Here is an 18,746-nt window from a genome sequence, read left to right as displayed (position 1 = left end):
CTGTGGGGCCGCTATTTTGCCGCCGACCGCCGCGTCTGCAAGCCGCCCCGGAAAATCATTCGTAGATTTCGGCGTCCGGATCGGTGGCTTCCATTTCGTAGCTCGCGGCCACCATGGCCAGGCGTCCCACCACGCCATACATGTAGAAGCGGTTGGGGGCGCTCGCGCCGGGCTTGGCGCCGGGCTGCGGCAAATGCGCGCTTTCAGAGAAGGCCAGCGGCACAAAGCTCGCACCCGGAAGCTTGAGGTTCTCGTCGGGGTTGCGCTCGGCATGCACGCGGTAGAAGCCGCCCACCACGTAGCGGTCCATCATGTAGACCACCGGCTCGGCCACGCCGTTGTGCACGCGCTCGTTGGTCAGCACGCCTTCCTGCACGATCACCTCGCCGGGCTCGCGCAGTTGTTCCCTGGCGGCCGCGCCCGCCTTGCCTGCCGGGGCACTGCGCGGCTTGCCGACCAGGCCCTCGACTTCCTTCGCATCGCGCACGGTGATCACGCCGGGGCCGTCGCCGCCGACATGGCCCTTGACGACGACGAAGGGCTTTTCGTTGATGCCGTATTCCTTGTACTTGCGGCGCACCTTGGTCAGCACCGCGTCCACATGGCTGGTCAGCACGTCGATGCCGCGGCCTTCGGCAAAGTCGACGCCGTCGGCGCGCGCATAGATCGGATTGATGAGCCACGGGTCGATGCCCAGCAGCTTGCCAAAGCGCTTGGAGAGTTCTTCGTAGCTGTGCAGGTGATTGCTCTTGCGCCGCACCGACCAGCCCGCGTGCAGCGGCGGCAGCAGGTATTGCTCGTGCAGGTCTTCCAGGATGCCCGGCGTGCCGGCCGACAGCTCGTTGTTGAGCAGGATGGTGCAGGGATCGAAGTTCTTGAGCCCGAGGCGGCGCTTGCTGCGCACCACCGGCTCCAGGCACACGGTTTCGCCGTTGGGCAGCTCGATCTTCTTGGGCGACTTGATGGCCGGGTCGATCGACCCCACGCGCACGTTGAGTCCCGCCATGTGGAAGATGCGCACCAGCTGGGCGACGTTGGCAAGATAGAAGGTGTTCTTCGAGTGGTTCTCGGGAATGACGAGCAGGTTGCGCGCTTCCGGACAGATCTTCTCGATGGCGGCCTGCGCGGCCTGCACCGCCAGCGGCAGCATCTCCTTGGTGAGATTGTTCCAGCCGCCGGGAAAGAGATTGGTGTCGACCGGCGCCAGCTTGAAGCCCGCATTGCGGATGTCGACCGCGCTGTAGAACGGCGGCGTGTGCTCCATCCATTCGAGCCGGAACCAGCGCTCGATGGCGGGCGTGGAGTCGAGTACGCGCTGTTCCAGTTCGTTGATCGGGCCGGTCAGGGCGGTGACGAGATGCGGAACCATGCGGCGGCCTTATTGGATTTGTACTTGAAGGTAGAGCGGAATTGTAGGATTTGGGGGTGGCCGCCCCAATGACAAGACTACGTAGAGCGGACTTGGTTCAGTCCGCCCCCTTCCGGCGCGTCAGCTGCGCACTTCGCCCTGCCCCAGCACCACGTACTTGAGCGAGGTCAGCCCTTCGATGCCGACCGGCCCGCGCGCATGGAACTTGTCAGTGCTGATGCCGATTTCCGCCCCCAGGCCAAACTCGAAACCGTCCGCGAAGCGGGTGCTCGCATTGACCATGACGCTGGCCGAATCGACCTCGCGCAGGAAACGCTGCGCATGCACATGGTCGCGCGTGACGATGGCGTCGGTGTGGTGGCTCGAATAGCGGTTGATGTGCGCAATGGCCTCGTCGACCCCTTCGACCACCTTGATGCTGATCACGGCGGCAAGGTATTCCTCGGACCAGTCGGACTCGACCGCATCGACGACCCTTGCGCCGGAACCGAGGGTTTCATCCGCGCGCAGGATCCGGGCCGCCGCCGGGTCGCAGCGCATTTCCACGCCCTTGGCCGCGAAGATCGCGGCGATGCGGGGCAGGAAGTCTTCCGCCACCGCGGCCGACACCAGCAGGCCTTCGGCCGCATTGCAGGGGCTGTATTTCTGCGTCTTGGCGTTGTCGACGATGCGCAGCGCCATTTCGAACTCGGCCGTGTCGTCCACATAGACGTGGCAGTTGCCGTCCAGGTGCTTGATGACCGGCACCTTGGCATCGCGGCTGATGCGCTCGATCAGGCCCTTGCCGCCGCGCGGGATGATCACGTCCACGAACTCGGGCATCGCGATGAGCTGGCCCACGGCTTCGCGGTCGGTGGTCTGCACCAGCTGCACCGCATCGACCGGCAGGCCGGCCTCGGCCAGCGCGCCGGACACCAGCAGCGCCAGCGCCTTGTTCGACTCGATCGCCTCCGAGCCGCCGCGCAGGATCGCGGCGTTGCCGCTCTTGATGGCCAGGCTCGCGGCCTCGATGGTCACGTTGGGGCGGCTCTCGTAGATCATGCCGAAGACGCCGATCGGCACGCGCATCTGGCCCACGCGGATGCCGCTGGGCTGCTGCTTCATGCCGATGATCTCGCCGATCACGTCGGCCATGCCGGCGAGTTGCTCGCAGCCCAGGGCCACGGTCTCGATGACCTTGGGCGTGAGCTTGAGGCGGTCGACCATCGGCGCCGAAAGCCCGGCGGCCGTGGCGCGCGCCAGATCCTTCTGGTTGGCCTCGGCCAAGCCAGGGCCGGCTTCGCGCAGGCGCTTGGCCAGCGCCTTCAATGCTCTGTTTTTGGTAGCTGCATCCGCACGGGCCATGAGGAATGCGGCGGTTTTTGCCTGCAGGCCGAGGGTCTGCATGTGCTCGCTGACGTTGAACGCGTTCATGCCGGCATTTTCCTGCATTTGGATCAACCCCGGGCTTTGCGCCCTCACCCCTACCCTCTCCCGGAGGGAGAGGGAGCAAGCGCAGCGCTGCTGCAGGCGCGGCACAGCATCAGCGCCAGGCGCTGCAGGGCCTGCCAACTGCTGGCGGGCCAGTCGGGCTGCTTCAGGCCCTTGCAGATGCCGTCCACCACATGGGCCGCGCGCAGCAGCCGGGCCAGCATGCGGTCGTCGAGCCGGGGCAGCACGCGTTCGAAGGCGCGCTCGCGCGGGCCCCAGATGCGGTTCTCGCGCAGCGCCATGGGCAGCGGCCGGCCCGCGGCCATGGCGTCCTTCACGCGCTTGAGGGCGCGAATGTCCTCGGCGATCGTGTAGTGCACCAGCACCTCGGCCTCGCCCTCGGCCTGCAGGCCGTCGAGCATGCGCGCCACGCGCTGCGGGTTGCCGGCCAGCACGGCCTCGGAGAGCTTGAAGACGTCGTAGCGCGCCACGTTGTTGACGGCGCCTTCGACCTGCTCCCAGCTCAGCTCGCCCGCCGGATGCAGCAGGGCGAGCTTCTGGATTTCCTGATGCGCGGCGAGCAGGTTGCCTTCGACGCGGTCGGCAAAGAACTGCAGCGTGCGCTGGCCTTCGTCGCCGGGCATCACGCGCTGGCCCTGGAGCCCGAGGCGCTGCGCAATCCACTGCGGCAGCGCGGCGCGTTCGATCGGATCGACCTGCAGGCTCACGCCGTTGTTCTCGAGCGCCGAGAACCAGGCGCCGGTGCGCGTGGCCTTGTCCAGCCGCGGCAGCATCACCAGCGTGAGCGTGCTGTCGTTGCCGGGCGCGCCCTCGGCCAGCTGCTGCAGCGCCGTGCTGCCGTCCTTGCCGGGCTTGCCCGAGGGAATGCGGATCTCGACGATCTGCTTGTCGGCAAACAGCGAGAGCGAGCCGCCCGCCGCAAGCACCGCGCTCCAGTCGAAGTGCGCGCCGGCCGCGGTGTACGAGCTGCGCTCCGTATAGCCTTGCAGGCGCGCCGCGGCGCGGATGGCGTCCGCCGCCTCCTGCGCGAGCAGCGGCTCGTCGCCGTGGATCGTGTAGAGAGGCTTCAGCCCCTTCTGCAGATGGGAGCCCAGTTGGGCGCTGGCAAGTTGCATGGATGGAAAGCGGCCGGCGTGGGCTCGAGCCTAGAGTTCCTTGACGGCCGCGAGGCGGCGCATCAGCTGCTGCGCGATGTCGGCCTGCATGTCGCGGTAGAGCAGCTCGGCCTCGCCTTCCTTGGCGAGCGCGTTGGTTTCGTTGAAGCTCAGGTCGCGCGTCTGCGACACCTCGGTGGGCGCCAGCAGCATCTTGCCGCCCGGCGTGCGCAGGCTGAAGCGAACGCGCAGCTGCAGCTGCAGCTCGCGCAGCAGGCCCGCCGAATTGGTCGAGATCACGATGCGGTCGCGGTTCTCGCCGAGGATCTCGAGGATCGCGTCGGCGGTCTGGGCCTGCTCGGGCGGCACCAGCGTGACCGTGCCGGCGGCCCGCATTTCGCGCCGCAGCCGGTTGATCAGTTCCGAATTGCCCGACACCGACAGCGTCTTGAACGCGAACACCGGCGCCTTGCGCAGTTCGAATCCGCAGCCGGCCAGGCCCAGGCTGGCGCCCGCCGCGGCAAGACCCAGGAGAAAGCCGCGGCGCGGCAGCGGGGCGTTGCGATTGTTCATGCTTCTGTCGTTCGTTCAGATGACCACGTTGACCAGCCGGCCGGGAACCACGATGACGCGCTTGGCCGGCGCGCCTTCGGCGAACTTGACGAAGTCGTCGCAGGAAAGCGCGAGCGCTTCGATCTCGGCCTTGGAGGCGCCGGCCGGCACGCGCAGCGCGCCGCGCAGCTTGCCGTTGACCTGGAGCATGAGCTCGATCTCGTCCTGCTCGAGCGCGCCTACATCGACCACCGGCCAGGGCGCGTCGAGCAGATCGCCCAGCTCCTTGTCGTAGCCGAGCTGCTGCCAGAGCTGGTGCGTGATGTGCGGCGTGGCCGGATACAGGCAGCGCAGCAGGATGCCGAAGCCTTCGCGCAGCGCGGCCGTGTCGCCGGCGCTGCCGTCAGGCTTGAAGCCTTCGAGCGCATTGAGCAGCTTCATTGCGCCCGACACCACCGTGTTGTATTGCATGCGCTGGTAGTCGTAGTCGACCTGGCGCAGCACGGTATGCACCTCGCGGCGCAGCGCCTGCGCGGCCTTGCCGAAGGCCTGCCCGGCGATCGCCGCCGGCTGCACGTCGGCCTGCGCGACGCCGAAATTCCAGACCCGGCGCAGGAAGCGGTAGCTGCCTTCGACGGCCGCGTCGTTCCACTCGAGCGTGGCTTCGGGCGGCGCGGTGAACATGGTGTAGAGGCGCGCGGTGTCGGCGCCGTACTTCTCGATCAGGTCCTGCGGGTCGACGCCGTTGCGTTCGCTCTTGCCCATCTTGCCGACGCCGCCGTATTCGACCTTGGTGCCGTCCGCGGTGGTGCCGCCGACGATGCGGCCCTGCGCGTCGAGCGTGGGCGTGACCTCCAGCGGCGGGTGGTAGTTCTTGCCGCCCCGCTCGTCGCGGTGGTAGTAGATGTGGTTGAGCACCATGCCCTGCGTGAGCAGCTTGCTGAAGGGCTCGTCGACCTTCACCAGACCCAGGTCGCGCATGACCTTGGTCCAGAAGCGCGCGTACAGCAGGTGAAGAATCGCATGCTCGATGCCGCCGATGTACTGGTCCATCGGCATCCAGTAGTCGGCGCCCTCGGCCACCATGGCCTGGTCGTTCTTCGGATCGCAGTAGCGCATGAAGTACCACGAGCTGTCGACGAAGGTGTCCATGGTGTCGGTCTCGCGCCGCGCGGGCTTGCCGCAGACCGGGCAGACGACGCCGGCATGGAAGCCTTCGTGCTTGGCGAGCGGATTGCCGGAACCGTCGGGCACGCAATCGGTCGGCAGCACCACGGGCAGGTCCTTCTCGGGGACCGGCATCGCGCCGTGCTCGTCGCAATGGATGATCGGGATCGGCGTGCCCCAGTAGCGCTGGCGGCTCACGCCCCAGTCGCGCAGGCGCCAGGTGGTCTGCAGCTCGCCCAAGCCTTTCTGGCCGAGCGCATGCGCCACGGCGGCCACGGCCTCCTTGTAGGTCATGCCGCTGAAGTTGTCGGAGTTGATGGTCACGCCGCGCTGCTTGTCGGCGTACCAGTCCTGCCACTTGTGATAGTCGAAGTGCGGCTCGTCGTCGACCAGCACCACCTGGATGATCTCGATGCCGTACTTGTTGGCGAAGGCGAAGTCGCGCTCGTCGTGCGCGGGCACGCCCATCACGGCGCCGTCGCCGTAGTTGATGAGCACGTAGTTGCCGACCCACACCGGCACCTGCTCGTCGGTGATCGGGTGCGTCACGGTCAGGCCCGTGGGCACGCCCTTCTTCTCCTGCGTGGCGAGCTCGGCCTCGGTGGTGCCGCCGGCCTTGCATTCCTCGATGAAGGCCGCGACCTTGGGGTCGAGCGTGGCGGCGTGCGCGGCCAGCGGATGCTCGGGCGCCACGGCGCAGAAGGTGACGCCCATGATGGTGTCGGCGCGCGTGGTGAACACATACATGCGGCCGTCCTGGATCAGCTGGCCGCTCGCGTCGTGGATGTCGTGCGTGAAGGCGAAGCGCACGCCCTCGCTCTTGCCGATCCAGTTCTCCTGCATCAGCTTGACGCGCTCGGGCCAACCGGGCAGCTTGTGCTGGGTGTGCTCGAGCAGTTCTTCGGCGTAGTCGCTGATCTTCAGGTAGTAGCCCGGGATCTCGCGGCGTTCGACCGTGGCGCCGGTGCGCCAGCCCTTGCCATCGATCACCTGCTCGTTGGCCAGCACGGTCTGGTCGACCGGGTCCCAGTTGACGACCTGGGTCTTGCGGTAGGCAATGCCCTTTTCGAGCATCTTCAGGAACAGCCACTGGTTCCACTTGTAGTAGCTGGGATCGCAGGTGGCGATCTCGCGGCTCCAGTCGATCGCCAGGCCCATGGCCTGAAGCTGGCCGCGCATGTAGTCGATGTTCTCGTAGGTCCACTTGGCGGGCGGCACGCCGTTCTTGAGCGCCGCGTTCTCGGCCGGCAGGCCGAAGGCGTCCCAGCCCATGGGCATCAGCACGTTGTAGCCGCTCATGCGCAGGTACCGCGTGAGCATGTCGTTGATGGTGTAGTTGCGCACATGGCCCATGTGCAGCTTGCCGCTGGGGTACGGCAGCATCGAGCAGGCGTAATACTTCTTGCGGCTCGCGTCCTCGGTGACGCGGTAGGCATCGGCGGCGCTCCATTGCGCCTGGGCAGCGGACTCGACGTCGCTGGGTTTGTAGCTGGGGTTCATGGCGGTTCGGCAAGACCCGGCACGGGACGGCCGGGGAACGCGGATTATCGCGTCCGGGCGGGCGCCCGGCCGGCAGACTCTAGACTTGAGGCACGTAACCTGCGTGTTGTGCAGGTAACGCCCGCCCTTCGGCAGGTTTTTCGCACCGCCTGGAATGCCATGAAATTGCTCCTGAAACACCTGGCCCTGAGCCTCGCGGCGGCCGCCAGCCTCGCCGCTGTGCCGCTCCATGCGCAGCCGAACGGCGACAAGCCGCTGCGCATCGTCGTGCCCTTCGCCCCCGGCGGGGCGCAGGACGTGATCGCCCGCTACCTGGGCGCCAAGCTCGCCGACAAGCTCGGCGGCACCGTGATCATCGACAACAAGGCGGGCGCGGGCGGCATCGTGGCGGCCGACGCGGTGGCCAAGGCGACCGACGGCGCCACCGTGCTGCTGGCCACCGGCGGCGCCATCACCATCGCGCCCCACCTGCAGCCCAAGCTGCCCTACGACCCCGTGACTGACCTCGCGCCCGTGGCCCTGGTCGGCGACACGCCGATGACGGTGGCCGTGCGCACCGAAAGCCCCTACAAGACACTGGCCGACGTGCTGCGCGACGCCAAGGCGAAGCCGGGGCAGGTGACCTATGCGTCCACCGGCAACGGCACCGTGTCGCACCTCACGGGTGCGCTGCTGGCGCAGGCGAGCGGCGTGAACCTGCTGCATGTGCCCTACCGCGGCGCGGCGCCGGCGCTGACCGACCTGCTGGGCGGGCAGGTGGCGTTGATCGCCACCAGCGCGGCCTCCATCGAGCCGATGGTCGCGAGCGGCAAGGCGCGCGTGCTCGGCACCTTTTCGCGCGCGGCCCTGCCCAGCCTCGGCACGCCGCCGACGGTCGCGGAGGCGGCGGCCCTCGCGGGCATGGACGTGCCGGTGTGGGTCGGCGTGATGGCACCCGCGCGCATGCCGGCAGCCAGCATCGAAAAGCTCTCCGCGGCGCTGGTCGAGGTGTGCAACCTGCCTGAAACGAAACAGCGTTTTGCCCAGCTCGGCGCGGTGAACACCTGCGGCGGCGGCGCGGCGCTGGGCAAGGTGATTGCCGAGGACAGCCAGCGCTGGGCAAAAGTGATCAAGCAGGGCGGGATCAAGGTTGATTGAGGCCACGAGAGGGCGCTATCGCGTCGGCATCGCGGGCACCGGCGCGATCGCGCTGGCCAGCGCGGCATGGCTGCGGCAGGCGGGCCACGGCGTCATGCTCTGGTCGCCGGGCGGCCAGGGTGCCGAGGCCCTGCGCACGCAGCCGCTCGAAGCCGTCGGCGAGCAGCCCTGCCGCGTGACGGTCGAAGTGGCCGGCGATGCAGAGCAGCTTTGCCTGGCGTCGGACGTGCTGCTGATCGCCCTGCCGGTCAACGGCCACAAGCGCGTGATGGATGCGCTGCTGCCTTTCCTGCGCGACGGGCAGACCGTGATCGTCAGCTCGATGGCCTCGCTGTCTTCGCTCCATCTCCACGAAAGCGCGCGGCGCGCGGGCCGGCAGATCACCGTGGCGAGTTTCGGCACGACGGTGCTGACCGCGCGCCGGGAATCCGCCACGCAGGTCCAGGTGATGACGCGGCGCAAGGCGGTCGGCGTGTCGGCCCTGCCGAATGCCGGCGTCGACAAGGCCGTCGAACTGTGCACCGCGCTGTTCGGCGGCGGCTTCTTCGCGCAGGACAACACGCTCGCCAGTGCGCTCGCGAACGTCAACCCGCAGTCCCATGGCCCGCTGGCGGTCTTCAACTGGACCCGCATCGAGCGCGCGGAAAACTGGCCGCAGTACCACTGCATGACGCCTGGCGTGGCCCGCGCGATCGAGGCGCTGGATCGGGAGCGGCGGGCCGTGGCCAGAGCCTTCGGCATCGAGCTCGGCCCCATCGAGGAACATTTCGCGCGCTCCTTCGGCACCGCGTCGGCCCGGCTCGAGGACATCGCGGCCGAGCTGCATGCGAAGCGCGGCGGGCCGCCCGGGCCGGTTCGCACCGACACCCGCTACCTGAGCGAAGACATGCCCTATGGACTGGTCTTCGTCGAGGCGCTCGGCGCCATCGCCGGCGTGGCGACACCCGCGACGCGCACCATCGTGGACGCCGCCTCGCTGGTGAGCGGCATCGACTACCGGCAGCAGAACGACCTGCTGGCGCCGCTCGGCCTGGACCGCGAAACCGTGGCGGGGCTGCTCGCCCGCCTATGAGGCGGCGGCCATCGCAGCCGGAAAGACCGGCTCGCCGAGGTTGAGCATCAGCCGGTTGGCCCAGGCGAAAAGCGCCACGGCGTGGACCAGGTCGAGGATCTCGAGCTCGCTCAGTCCCACCGCCTTGAGCGTTCGCACATCGTCGGCCGACGGCTTGCCGGGCTCGGCGCCGAGCCGGATCGAGAACTCGACGATCGCCTTCTCGCGCGGCGTGGTGCCCGCGGAAGCCGGCTCCTCGAACACCTGCGAGATCACGTCGTTGCGCTTGGCCAGCTGCTCGAAGCGCTGCGCATGCACCGAGGCGCAGTACACGCAGCCATTGACGCGCGATTCCACCGTGGCGCCCAGCTCGCGCTCCGCGCGCGGCATGCCGCCCGGCGCGAACATGATCGCGTTGAAGGCGATGGAGCGCTGCAGCAGCATCTCGGGCTGATGCGCGAGCACCAGGAAATACGGCGAAGTGCGGGCCTGCGGACTCATCTCGTCGAGCGCGGCCAGCTGGGCCGGCGTGGCCGTGGCGACATCGACCGGGTCGAGCCAGGGCTTCCAGCCCAGCACTTCGTTGGTGAAGCCCTTGATGCGGATCGGTGCGTTCGTTGAAGGAACCTCGTGCTTCGCACCGGGAAGCGGGCTTGCCTGGCCCGGCCCGGCCCGGCGCTCTGCCACGAGCTCCTCGGCAGCCAGCGCCTGCAGGCCAGCGACCACGCGAACCTGGTAGGAGAGAAAGGCGATCAACTGGCCCAGCGCGACGATGGCCGGCGTCGAAAGGCCCGCGTCCGCAAGCGATTGCACCGCGGCCTTGTCGCCCTCGATGGGACGCTCGATCAGGCTCGCGGTGAATGCCAGCACCGTGCGCAGGCGCGCATCGGCCACCGGACTGCCGCTTCCCACGGCTGCGATCAGCTCGCGGTCCGCGCCCTCGGCCAGCAAGCGCTCGCGGTAGTGCGCGGCGAGCGTCGCGGCCTTCGAGACGCTGCACGCGTGCAGCGCGACCAGCAGGCGCTCGGCCACCGTGAGGCCCGCGACCGAGGGCGAGAACATCGCGTCGTAGCTGCCCTGCGTGGCCGCCACGACCTTGTCGCGCTGCTGGCGCAGCAGGCGGGTGGCGTGGCCGGGCACCAGGGGCACCGTGGCGTCGATCACGTCGACGGCAAAGGAGGAATCGGAAAGAGTAGTGGTCATGCGTTTCGATGAAGAGGTCTGCAATTCAGCGGCGTTCGGCCGGCGGCGGCGCGGGCACCCATTCGTCGCCGAACAGTTCGGGCTCGCTGTAGGCCTCGAGGTTGGCAAAGTGCTGCTCGAAGTCCTCGCGGTAGAACAGGCTGGCCATGCCGCTCGCGAGTCGCCTGGCGCCATCGCTGATTGCGGGAATATCGCCCGACACGGTGCCGTGCGACAAGGCCGCCGGGTAGCAGAAGCAATGGATGCGGTCCAGGCCCGGGCATGCGCCCGCCGCGCGCTCGCGGAATTCGAACACCGGCCCGAGATCGGGCGAATCGGCCAGCTCCTGGTCTTCGTCGCCGGGGGCGGGCACGAAGCGCTCCTTCCAGGTGCGCACGTGCGATGCAATGGTGTCGAACTCGGGGCGGCAGCGCCAGTCGATCTTGAAACCGGTGGAAACAATGAGGAAGTCGAACACGAAATCGCTCTTGGGCGTGGCCACGCGCATCGACGCACCCTGCGGCTCGACCGAGCGCACCGGGCAGCCGAAGTTGAAGAACGCGTTCGGGTAGCGCGAGACGCGCAGCGTGCTGCCATGCGGCGGCGGCACGTTGGCCACATTGATGTAGTGGCGCACGCGCCACTTGAACGCGTCGGGCAGGTCGTAGTGGCCCTGCGTCAGGCCCGGCACGCCGGCACCCTTGCCCTTGTTGACGCGCGGCAGGTCGGGCCGGCGGATCAGCAGCTCGACGCTGTGCGCGCCGGCTTCCAACGCGGTGGCCGCGCTGTCCATGGCCGACGAGCCCGCGCCGACCACGCCCACGCGCAGTCCGGCCAGCCTGCCGTAGTCCATCTCGTCGGACGAGTGGGCCCACTGCGAGCGCGGCAGGGCGTTGACGAAAGCGGGAACGGCGGGGCCGCCGAGCCCGTCGCGCCCCGTCGCAAGCACGACGCGGCGTGCCAGCACGCGCTGCGCGCCGCCCGGCGTGCGCAGCTGCAGCCGCACCGCCGCCGCATCGGGCAGCGGCTGGATGCCGGTGACGGCCGTGTCGTTGCGCACGTCCAGGTTCATCACGCGGCGGTACCAGCGCAGGTAGTCCATCCACTGCAGGCGCGGGATCTTGTCCATCGCGCCCCAGGCTTCGGCGCCGAACTGGGCCTCGAACCAGGCGCGGAAGGTCAGCGCAGGAAGCCCCAGCGCGGGACCGGTCAGTTCCTTGGGCGAGCGCAGCGTTTCCATGCGCGCCGTGGTGGCCCACGGCCCTTCGCAGCCCGCGGGCGACCGGTCGAACACCACCGCCCGGATGCCCTGCTGCGCCAGGGCCGCGGCGGCCGCGAGCCCGGCCTGCCCGGCGCCGATGATGGCCACGTCGAGTACGGGCTCGGCGCCATGCGCGCGAACGGGCATCCATGCGCGCGCGGGCCAGCCGAGGCATTCGAGATCCTTGGCGAGCCGCTGCTCGAGCGCGGCAAGGCCTTCCGGGCGGGGGAGTGGGGCGAAGGAAGCGGAGGCTGTTGTCATCTTGCAGAACGGAACGGGAAGCGGGTTCACACGGAACCTCCTCCCAGTGTAGAAAGCTTTTCAAACGCGGCCGGGCAGGCCCATGCACGGACCGGGCCCGGATCTCGCATGCCACAATGATTTTCAGACCACAGGGGCAGCATGCGCAGCAACGACAGCAGCAACAGCGAATGGTGGCGCGGCGCGGTGATCTACCAGATCTACCCGCGCAGCTTCATGGACAGCAACGGCGACGGCATCGGCGACCTGCCCGGCATCACGTCGCGGCTGGAGCACGTGGCAAGCCTTGGGGTCGATGCGATCTGGGTGTCGCCCTTCTTCCGCTCGCCCATGAAAGACTTCGGCTACGACGTGGCCGACTACCGCGCCGTCGATCCGATCTTCGGCACGCTGGCCGATTTCGACGAGATGCTGGCGCGCGCCCATGCGCTGGGCCTGAAGATCATCATCGACCAGGTGCTCTCGCACACCTCCGACCAGCACGCCTGGTTCGCCGAAAGCCGCGCGAGCCGCGACAACCCCAAGGCCGACTGGTACGTGTGGGCCGACCCGCGGCCCGACGGCACGCCGCCCACCAACTGGCTCTCGGTGTTCGGCGGGCCGGCCTGGCAGTGGGATTCGCGCCGCCGCCAGTACTACCTGCACAGCTTCCTCAAGGAGCAGCCCGACCTGAACTTCCATTGCGCCGAGGTGCAGGAGGCGCTGCTCGGCGAAGTGCGCTTCTGGTGCGAGCGCGGCGTGGACGGCTTCCGCTTCGATGCCTGCAACCACCAGTTCCACGACGCGCTGCTGCGCGACAACCCGCCGGCCAGCGCCGCCTCGCTGGACGAGGTGAGCACCGTGCGGGCCGACAACCCCTATGCCATGCAGCAGCACCTCTACGACAAGAGCCAGATGGAGAACCTGCGCTTCCTGGAAAGCCTGCGCGGGCTGCTCGACGACTACGGCGCGGTCGCGCTCGGCGAAGTCGGCGACGAGAACGCGCCGCCCGTCATGGCGCAATACACCGAACTGGGCAAGCGCCTGCACCTGGCCTACAGCTTCAGCCTGCTGACGGCCGAGCACAGCGCCAGGCATCTGCGCCACCAGGTCGAGACGCTCGACCAGGCGCTCGCGCCGACCGGCGGCTGGGGCTGCTGGGCCGTCTCCAACCATGACGTGCCGCGCGTAGCCACGCGCTGGAGCGGCGGCGGCGCCGAAGACACGCGGCGCGACCGACTCTGGCTCGCGCTGCTGCTCGCGCTGCGCGGCAGCGCCAGCATCTACCAGGGCGAGGAGCTCGGCCTGCCCGAGGCCGAAGTGCCGTTCGAGCTGCTGCAGGATCCCTACGGCCGCGCCTTCTGGCCCGAATTCAAGGGCCGCGACGGCTGCCGCACGCCCATGCCCTGGAAGGCCGACGAGCTGCACGCCGGCTTCACCACCGGCGGGCCCTGGCTGCCGGTCCACGGGCGCCACCTGCCGCTGGCGGTCGACCGCCAGTCCACCGATCCCGATTCGATGCTCGCTTTCAGCCGCGCACTGCTGCGCTGGCGCCGCACCCAGCCGCTGCTGCGCACCGGCAGCATCGCCTTCTTCGATGCGCCGGAGCCGGTGCTGTGGTTCGAGCGGCGCGAGGGGAACCGATCGCTGCAGGCCGTCTTCAATCTGGGAAGCGAGCCTGTGTCCGTCGCACTGCGCGAGCCACTCGAACCGCTCGCGGGGCAGCCGCTTTCATCGTCGTCGTCCCTGCAGGCTGCCGGCGAACGGCGCATGCTGGCGCTGGCGCCCTATGGCGTCTTTTTCGGCCGGCCCGCTGACGAAGAACAGATGTGAAGAACATGCCTCCCCTGTCGCTGCCCGAACGCGAAGTCCATGCGCTGATGCGCGCCGAGCACGGCGATCCGTTCGCGGTGCTCGGCCCGCACGAAACGCGCGACGGCCTGTTGGTGCGCGCGCTGCTGCCGGGAGCGCAGAGCGTGGCCGTGGTGCACACGCGCACGGGCTGGCCGCTGGCCGTGCTGTCGCGCCAGGAGGGCTCGGACCTCTTCGCCGGCCTGGTGCCCGCGGCTGAGGCGCTGCTGGGCTATTCGTTCCAGGTCGATTGGGGCACGCACAGTTCGCGGCTCGAGGACCCGTACCGCTTTGCGTTCGTGCTCGGCGCCACCGACGTGTGGCTGCTGGCCGAAGGCACGCACCTGCGGCCCTGGGAGCGGCTGGGCGCGCACCTGCGCGAGGTCGATGGCGTGAAGGGCGTGGCCTTCGCGGTCTGGGCGCCCAACGCGCGGCGCGTGTCGGTGGTCGGCGACTTCAACAACTGGGACGGCCGGCGCCACATGATGCGGCTGCGCCGCGAATGCGGCGTGTGGGAGATCTTCGCGCCGCAGGTGGCCACGGGCGACAGCTACGAGTTCGAAATTCTCTCGGCCCAGGGCGAGCTGCTGCGCAAGGCCGACCCCTTCGCTTTTTCCTCGCGCCTGCGGCCCGAGACCGCCTGCGTGGTCGCGCCGCTGCCCGCGCCGGTGGCGATGCCGCCCGACCGCGCCGCCGCCAACGGCCGCCATGCGCCGATGAGCATCTACGAAGTGCACCTGGGCTCCTGGCGCCGCAAGAACGGCCATGAATGGCTGGACTACCGCGAGCTGGCCGACACGCTGGTGCCGTACGCGCGCGACATGGGCTTCACGCACATCGAGCTGCTGCCGGTCAGCGAGCATCCGTTCGACGGCTCGTGGGGCTACCAGCCCATCGGCCTGTATGCGCCCACCTCGCGTTTCGGCACGCCCGGCGATTTCCGCCATCTCGTCGAAGCCGCGCATGTCGCGGGGCTGGGCGTGATCCTCGACTGGGTGCCTGCGCACTTTCCCACCGATGCGCACGGCCTGGGCCGCTTCGACGGCACCGCGCTCTACGAATACGCCGACCCGCGCGAAGGCTTCCACAACGACTGGAAGACGCTCATCTTCAACTACGGCCGCACGGAGGTGCGCAACTACCTGGTCGGCAATGCGCTGTACTGGCTCGAGCGCTACGGCGTGGACGGCCTGCGCGTCGATGCGGTGGCCTCCATGCTCTACCGCGACTACAGCCGCAAGCCCGGCGAGTGGGTGCCCAACGCCCATGGCGGGCGCGAGAACCTCGAGGCCATCGCCTTCCTGCGGCGCATGAACCAGGTGGTGGGCGTCGAGCGCCCGGGCGCCGTCACGCTGGCCGAGGAGTCGACGAGTTTTCCGGGCGTGACGCGGCCGCCCGAGGATGGCGGCCTCGGCTTCCACTACAAATGGAACATGGGCTGGATGAACGACACGCTCGCCTATGCGGGCACCGACCCGGTCCACCGCAAGCACCATCACCAGCAGATCACCTTCGGCCTGATGTATGCGCACAGCGAGAACTTCGTGCTGCCGCTCTCGCACGACGAGGTGGTGCACGGCAAGGGCTCGATGTTCGGTCGCATGCCCGGCGACGAGTGGCAGAAGTTCGCGGGGCTGCGCAACCTGTACGGCTATCTCTGGGCCTATCCGGGCAAGAAGCTGCTGTTCATGGGCAATGAATTCGCCCAGGTGGCGGAATGGAACGCCGACCGCAGCCTCGACTGGCACCTGCTCGAGCAGTCGCCGCACCAGGGCGTGCGGCGGCTGGTGCGCGACCTGAACAATGTGTACCGGCACTTTCCCGCGCTGTACGAGCTCGACACCGAAAGGGAGGGCTTCGAGTGGCTGGTGCATGACGACTGGGAACAGTCGGTGTTCGCCTTCGTGCGCCGGGCCCGCGACGGCTCCTTCGTGGTGGCGGTGTGCAACTTCACGCCGCTGCCGCGCCACGGCTATCGGCTTGGCGTGCCTGCGGCGGGCGCGTACCGAGAGGCCATCAACACCGATGGCGCGGTGTATGGCGGCAGCGGTGTCGGCAATGGCGTGGTTCAGAGCGCGCCGGTGGCCTGGCATGGCAAGGCCGACTCGATCTCGATCAGCGTGCCGCCGTTGGCTACTGTGATGTGGGTGCTGGTTTGAGTTCCTTGGCTTTGGGTTGGGTTCCGAGGCCGGGTCTCGCCCCGGCGGGCGACCTACTTTTCTTTGCTTCGCCAAAGAAAAGTAGGCAAAAGAAAGGCGACCCTACTGTCTGCGTCCCTCCGCTTCGCTGCGGGCAACCTGCGGTGCTCGATTCCGGCGGGGGTCCGCAGAACTCGCTTCGCTCAAACAGCTGCGGCCCTGATCCCGCCTCCATCTGCGCTCCTCGGCGCATACAGAAGGGGTGGGAGCCGACAGGCCATCGCTTCGCTCGGCCGGGGCCAACCCCAACAGCCAATACCAAATACCAACAGCCCAATACCAACCACCGCAGGCGCTGCGCGCCTGCGATGGCTTGGTGGCCGAGCGAAGCAAAGGCCCGTGTGGTTTGCCCTCCCCTCTGGCTGCGCCGAGGAGCGGAGGGTTTCGCGGATCAGGGCTCGCAGCTGTTTGAGCGAAGCGAGTTCTGCGAGACCCCGCGAAACCCGAGCACCGCAGGTTGCCCCGTAGCGCAGCGAAGGGGTCGCAGACAGTGGGGTCGCCTTTCTTTTGCCTACGTTTCTTTGGCGAAGCAAAGAAAAGTAGGTCGCCCGCCGGGGCGAGACCCGGCCCCGGAAAACAACCCCTCAAAGAGGCCAGCACCATGCTGAGCCCAGGCAACCCCTCCCCCTTGGGCGCAACGCTGTCGCCAACCGGCGTGAACTTCGCCCTCGCCGCACCAAACGCCGAATCGGTCGATCTCTGCCTCTTCGACAGCACCGGCCAGCACGAACAACAGCGCCTGCAGCTGCCCGCCTTCACCGACGGCATCTGGCACGGCCTGCTGCCAAGCGGTCGCGCCGGGTTGGTCTACGGCTACCGTGTTCACGGTCAATGGGCGCCGCACCAGGGGCATCGCTTCAACCCCGCGAAGCTGCTGCTCGACCCGTACGCACGCGAGATCGTCAGCACCTACGACGGCAGCGACCTGTTCCTAGGGCACGACCCCGCCAATCCGGAGCAGCGCAACACGCGCGACAACGGCGCCGTGGCGCTCAAGGCGCGCGTCGCGCCGGCCGGCAGCAGCTCGGCCGCACCACCAGGCCATGCCCGCATCCCGGCCGGCGAACGCGTACTCTACGAACTGCATGTGCGCGGACAGACAAGGCTGCATCCCGCCGTGCCCGCCGCATTGCGCGGCACCTTCGCGGGCCTGGCCGAACCCGCTGTGCTCGACCATCTGCAGGCCCTCGGGGTCACCACGCTGAGCCTGATGCCGGTGCAGCACCGTGCCGACGAACAGCGGCTGCTCGCCATGGGCTTGAGCAACTACTGGGGCTACAACACCATCGGCTGGTTCGCGCCCGAGGCGCGCTACTGGAGCGGCCGCGCCGGCACCACGCCGGCCAGCGAGTTCCGCGCCATGGCCGACGCGGTGCATGCGCGCGGCATGGAACTGGTGATCGACGTGGTCTACAACCACAGCGCCGAAACCGACGAGTTCGGCCCCACGCTCTCGCTGCGCGGCATCGACAACGCGCTGTATTACCACCTGCGCCCCGATGACCGTGCGCTCTACGCCAACTGGACCGGCTGCGGCAATTGCCTCGACCTGGCCGAGCCGCGTGTACTGCAGCTGGTCATGGACAGCCTGCGCCACTGGGCCTGCGAGTTCGGCGTCGACGGCTTCCGCTTCGATCTCGCGCCGGTGCTGGGCCGCGGCGCCGATGGCAATTTCGACCCGCGCGCGCCGTTCTTCGCGGCCATCGCACAAGATCCCGTGCTGTCGCGCACGCTGCTGATCGCCGAGCCCTGGGACGTCGGGACGGGCGGCTACCGCCTGGGCGAATTCCCGCCGGGCTGGCTCGAATGGAACGACCGCTACCGCGACACGCAGCGCGGCTTCTGGCTGCGGCAGGGGCGCGACGGCGCCGCCGGTCTGGGCGATTTCGCGCACCGCTTCACCGCCTCGAGCGCACAGTTCGCCCACCACGGCCGCGCGCCCACCGCCAGCGTCAACTTCATCACGGCGCACGACGGCTTCACGCTGCGCGACCTGCTCTGCTACGAGGAGCGGCACAACCTGGCCAACGGCGAGCACAACCGCGACGGCCATGCGCACAACCTGAGCAACAACTGCGGCGTCGAGGGCCCGACCAACGACCCCGCCGTGCAGGCTGAGCGCGGCCGCCTGCAGCGCGCGCTGCTCGCCACGCTGCTGCTGTCGCAGGGCACGCCCATGCTGCTGGCCGGCGACGAGCTCGGCCACAGCCAGCAAGGCAACAACAACGCCTACTGCCAGGACAACGAAACCACCTGGCTCGCCTGGATCGGCGCCCACGATCCCGGCAGCGAAGCGGCGCGCCTGAGCGCCTTCGTCGCCCGGCTCGTCGCGCTGCGCCGCGAAGCGCCCGCGCTGCGCAGCACGCGCTGGTGGCCGGCGCTGCCGGCAGAGGGCGCGCCGGGCATCCGCTGGCTGCGGCCCGACGGCCAGCCGATGCAGGAGGCCGACTGGCACGGCGGCACGGCGCTTGCCATCCTTTTCGAAGCGGCGGCAGCGGATGCGGCCGCGTGGCTGGTGCTGGTGAATGCGGGGCCGGCGGCCGTTTCATTCGCGCTGCCGGCGGGTTCGTGGCAGTGGCGGCTCGCGACCGACGATCCGGCGCCCGATGCCGGCGCCGCGCTGCAGCAGCCCCATGCCGGCACAGCAGAGGTACCTCATTCGAGCATCCGGATTGCAAGAAGGTAGAAGCCAGCCGCGCCGCACGGTGCTAGG

At 68.9% G+C, this 18,746-nt stretch carries 12 protein-coding genes; 5 read left to right on the top strand and 7 right to left on the bottom strand.

All coding sequences use genetic code 11. The annotated features are described in order from the left end of the window. Positions 1 to 55: 55 nt before the first annotated feature. From gshA to leuS, 5 genes are all read right to left on the bottom strand, one after another. Positions 56 to 1,369, bottom strand: a complete 1,314-nt coding sequence (gshA, locus tag QFZ47_RS14885; RefSeq protein ID WP_307656361.1) for a glutamate--cysteine ligase — start codon at positions 1,367 to 1,369, stop codon at positions 56 to 58. A gap of 120 nt (positions 1,370 to 1,489) precedes the next feature. Continuing rightward, a complete protein-coding gene (locus QFZ47_RS14880; protein WP_307656360.1) occupies positions 1,490 to 2,782 on the bottom strand; it encodes a glutamate-5-semialdehyde dehydrogenase in 1,293 nt (430 codons plus the stop codon). A 50-nt stretch (positions 2,783 to 2,832) separates the two neighbouring features. Then, positions 2,833 to 3,915: a DNA polymerase III subunit delta gene (holA, locus tag QFZ47_RS14875; RefSeq protein WP_307656359.1), complete on the bottom strand. Its 1,083-nt coding sequence runs from the start codon at positions 3,913 to 3,915 to the stop codon at positions 2,833 to 2,835. Between the two features lie 30 nt (positions 3,916 to 3,945). Continuing rightward, a complete protein-coding gene (locus tag QFZ47_RS14870; protein ID WP_307656358.1) occupies positions 3,946 to 4,467 on the bottom strand; it encodes an LPS-assembly lipoprotein LptE in 522 nt (173 codons plus the stop codon). Between the two features lie 15 nt (positions 4,468 to 4,482). Beyond that, positions 4,483 to 7,113, bottom strand: coding sequence for a leucine--tRNA ligase (gene leuS, locus QFZ47_RS14865; RefSeq protein ID WP_307656357.1), 2,631 nt, complete (start codon positions 7,111 to 7,113; stop codon positions 4,483 to 4,485). 159 nt (positions 7,114 to 7,272) lie between these two features. On the opposite strand from leuS, the gene QFZ47_RS14860 reads away from it, so the two are divergent. Together QFZ47_RS14860 and QFZ47_RS14855 are read left to right on the top strand one after the other, a co-directional pair. Next, a complete protein-coding gene (locus QFZ47_RS14860) occupies positions 7,273 to 8,250 on the top strand; it encodes a Bug family tripartite tricarboxylate transporter substrate binding protein (RefSeq protein WP_307656356.1) in 978 nt (325 codons plus the stop codon). Then, positions 8,243 to 9,322 carry an NAD/NADP octopine/nopaline dehydrogenase family protein gene (locus tag QFZ47_RS14855; protein WP_307656354.1) on the top strand — a complete coding sequence of 360 codons (1,080 nt, stop codon included), beginning with the start codon at positions 8,243 to 8,245 and terminating at the stop codon, positions 9,320 to 9,322. Before QFZ47_RS14860 ends, QFZ47_RS14855 begins: the two co-directional genes overlap by 8 nt. Here QFZ47_RS14855 and QFZ47_RS14850 read toward each other — a convergent pair. After that, positions 9,317 to 10,504 carry a CMD domain-containing protein gene (locus tag QFZ47_RS14850; protein WP_307656353.1) on the bottom strand — a complete coding sequence of 396 codons (1,188 nt, stop codon included), beginning with the start codon at positions 10,502 to 10,504 and terminating at the stop codon, positions 9,317 to 9,319. The two genes, QFZ47_RS14855 and QFZ47_RS14850, sit on opposite strands and share 6 nt — an antisense overlap. A 25-nt stretch (positions 10,505 to 10,529) precedes the next feature. Then, positions 10,530 to 12,005, bottom strand: a complete 1,476-nt coding sequence (locus QFZ47_RS14845; RefSeq protein WP_307658945.1) for a flavin-containing monooxygenase — start codon at positions 12,003 to 12,005, stop codon at positions 10,530 to 10,532. A 141-nt stretch (positions 12,006 to 12,146) separates the two neighbouring features. Between QFZ47_RS14845 and QFZ47_RS14840 the strand changes: the two genes are divergently transcribed. From QFZ47_RS14840 to glgX, 3 genes are all read left to right on the top strand, one after another. Continuing rightward, positions 12,147 to 13,817 (top strand): alpha-amylase family glycosyl hydrolase, encoded by a 1,671-nt coding sequence (locus QFZ47_RS14840; RefSeq protein ID WP_307656352.1) that lies wholly within the window; start codon positions 12,147 to 12,149, stop codon positions 13,815 to 13,817. 5 nt (positions 13,818 to 13,822) lie between these two features. Beyond that, positions 13,823 to 15,994 carry a 1,4-alpha-glucan branching protein GlgB gene (gene glgB, locus QFZ47_RS14835; protein ID WP_307658944.1) on the top strand — a complete coding sequence of 724 codons (2,172 nt, stop codon included), beginning with the start codon at positions 13,823 to 13,825 and terminating at the stop codon, positions 15,992 to 15,994. A 640-nt stretch (positions 15,995 to 16,634) separates the two neighbouring features. Next, positions 16,635 to 18,719 carry a glycogen debranching protein GlgX gene (glgX, locus tag QFZ47_RS14830; protein ID WP_307656351.1) on the top strand — a complete coding sequence of 695 codons (2,085 nt, stop codon included), beginning with the start codon at positions 16,635 to 16,637 and terminating at the stop codon, positions 18,717 to 18,719. Positions 18,720 to 18,746 lie beyond the last annotated feature (27 nt).

The sequence above is a fragment of the Variovorax paradoxus genome (genome assembly GCF_030815975.1).
In the GTDB taxonomy this organism is placed as follows: Bacteria; Pseudomonadota; Gammaproteobacteria; order Burkholderiales; family Burkholderiaceae_C; genus Variovorax; species Variovorax paradoxus_N.
The sequence above is the reverse complement of the archived record's forward strand: the minus strand, read 5'-3'. Positions and strand labels throughout refer to the sequence as shown.

Coding starts and splice junctions, on each gene's coding strand:
- gshA (WP_307656361.1), bottom strand. CDS start 1,369: ATGGTTCCGCATCTCGTCACCGCCCTGACCGGCCCGATCAACGAACTG.
- QFZ47_RS14880 (WP_307656360.1), bottom strand. CDS start 2,782: ATGAACGCGTTCAACGTCAGCGAGCACATGCAGACCCTCGGCCTGCAG.
- holA (WP_307656359.1), bottom strand. CDS start 3,915: ATGCAACTTGCCAGCGCCCAACTGGGCTCCCATCTGCAGAAGGGGCTG.
- QFZ47_RS14870 (WP_307656358.1), bottom strand. CDS start 4,467: ATGAACAATCGCAACGCCCCGCTGCCGCGCCGCGGCTTTCTCCTGGGT.
- leuS (WP_307656357.1), bottom strand. CDS start 7,113: ATGAACCCCAGCTACAAACCCAGCGACGTCGAGTCCGCTGCCCAGGCG.
- QFZ47_RS14860 (WP_307656356.1), top strand. CDS start 7,273: ATGAAATTGCTCCTGAAACACCTGGCCCTGAGCCTCGCGGCGGCCGCC.
- QFZ47_RS14850 (WP_307656353.1), bottom strand. CDS start 10,504: ATGACCACTACTCTTTCCGATTCCTCCTTTGCCGTCGACGTGATCGAC.
- QFZ47_RS14845 (WP_307658945.1), bottom strand. CDS start 12,005: ATGACAACAGCCTCCGCTTCCTTCGCCCCACTCCCCCGCCCGGAAGGC.
- QFZ47_RS14840 (WP_307656352.1), top strand. CDS start 12,147: ATGCGCAGCAACGACAGCAGCAACAGCGAATGGTGGCGCGGCGCGGTG.
- glgB (WP_307658944.1), top strand. CDS start 13,823: ATGCCTCCCCTGTCGCTGCCCGAACGCGAAGTCCATGCGCTGATGCGC.
- glgX (WP_307656351.1), top strand. CDS start 16,635: ATGCTGAGCCCAGGCAACCCCTCCCCCTTGGGCGCAACGCTGTCGCCA.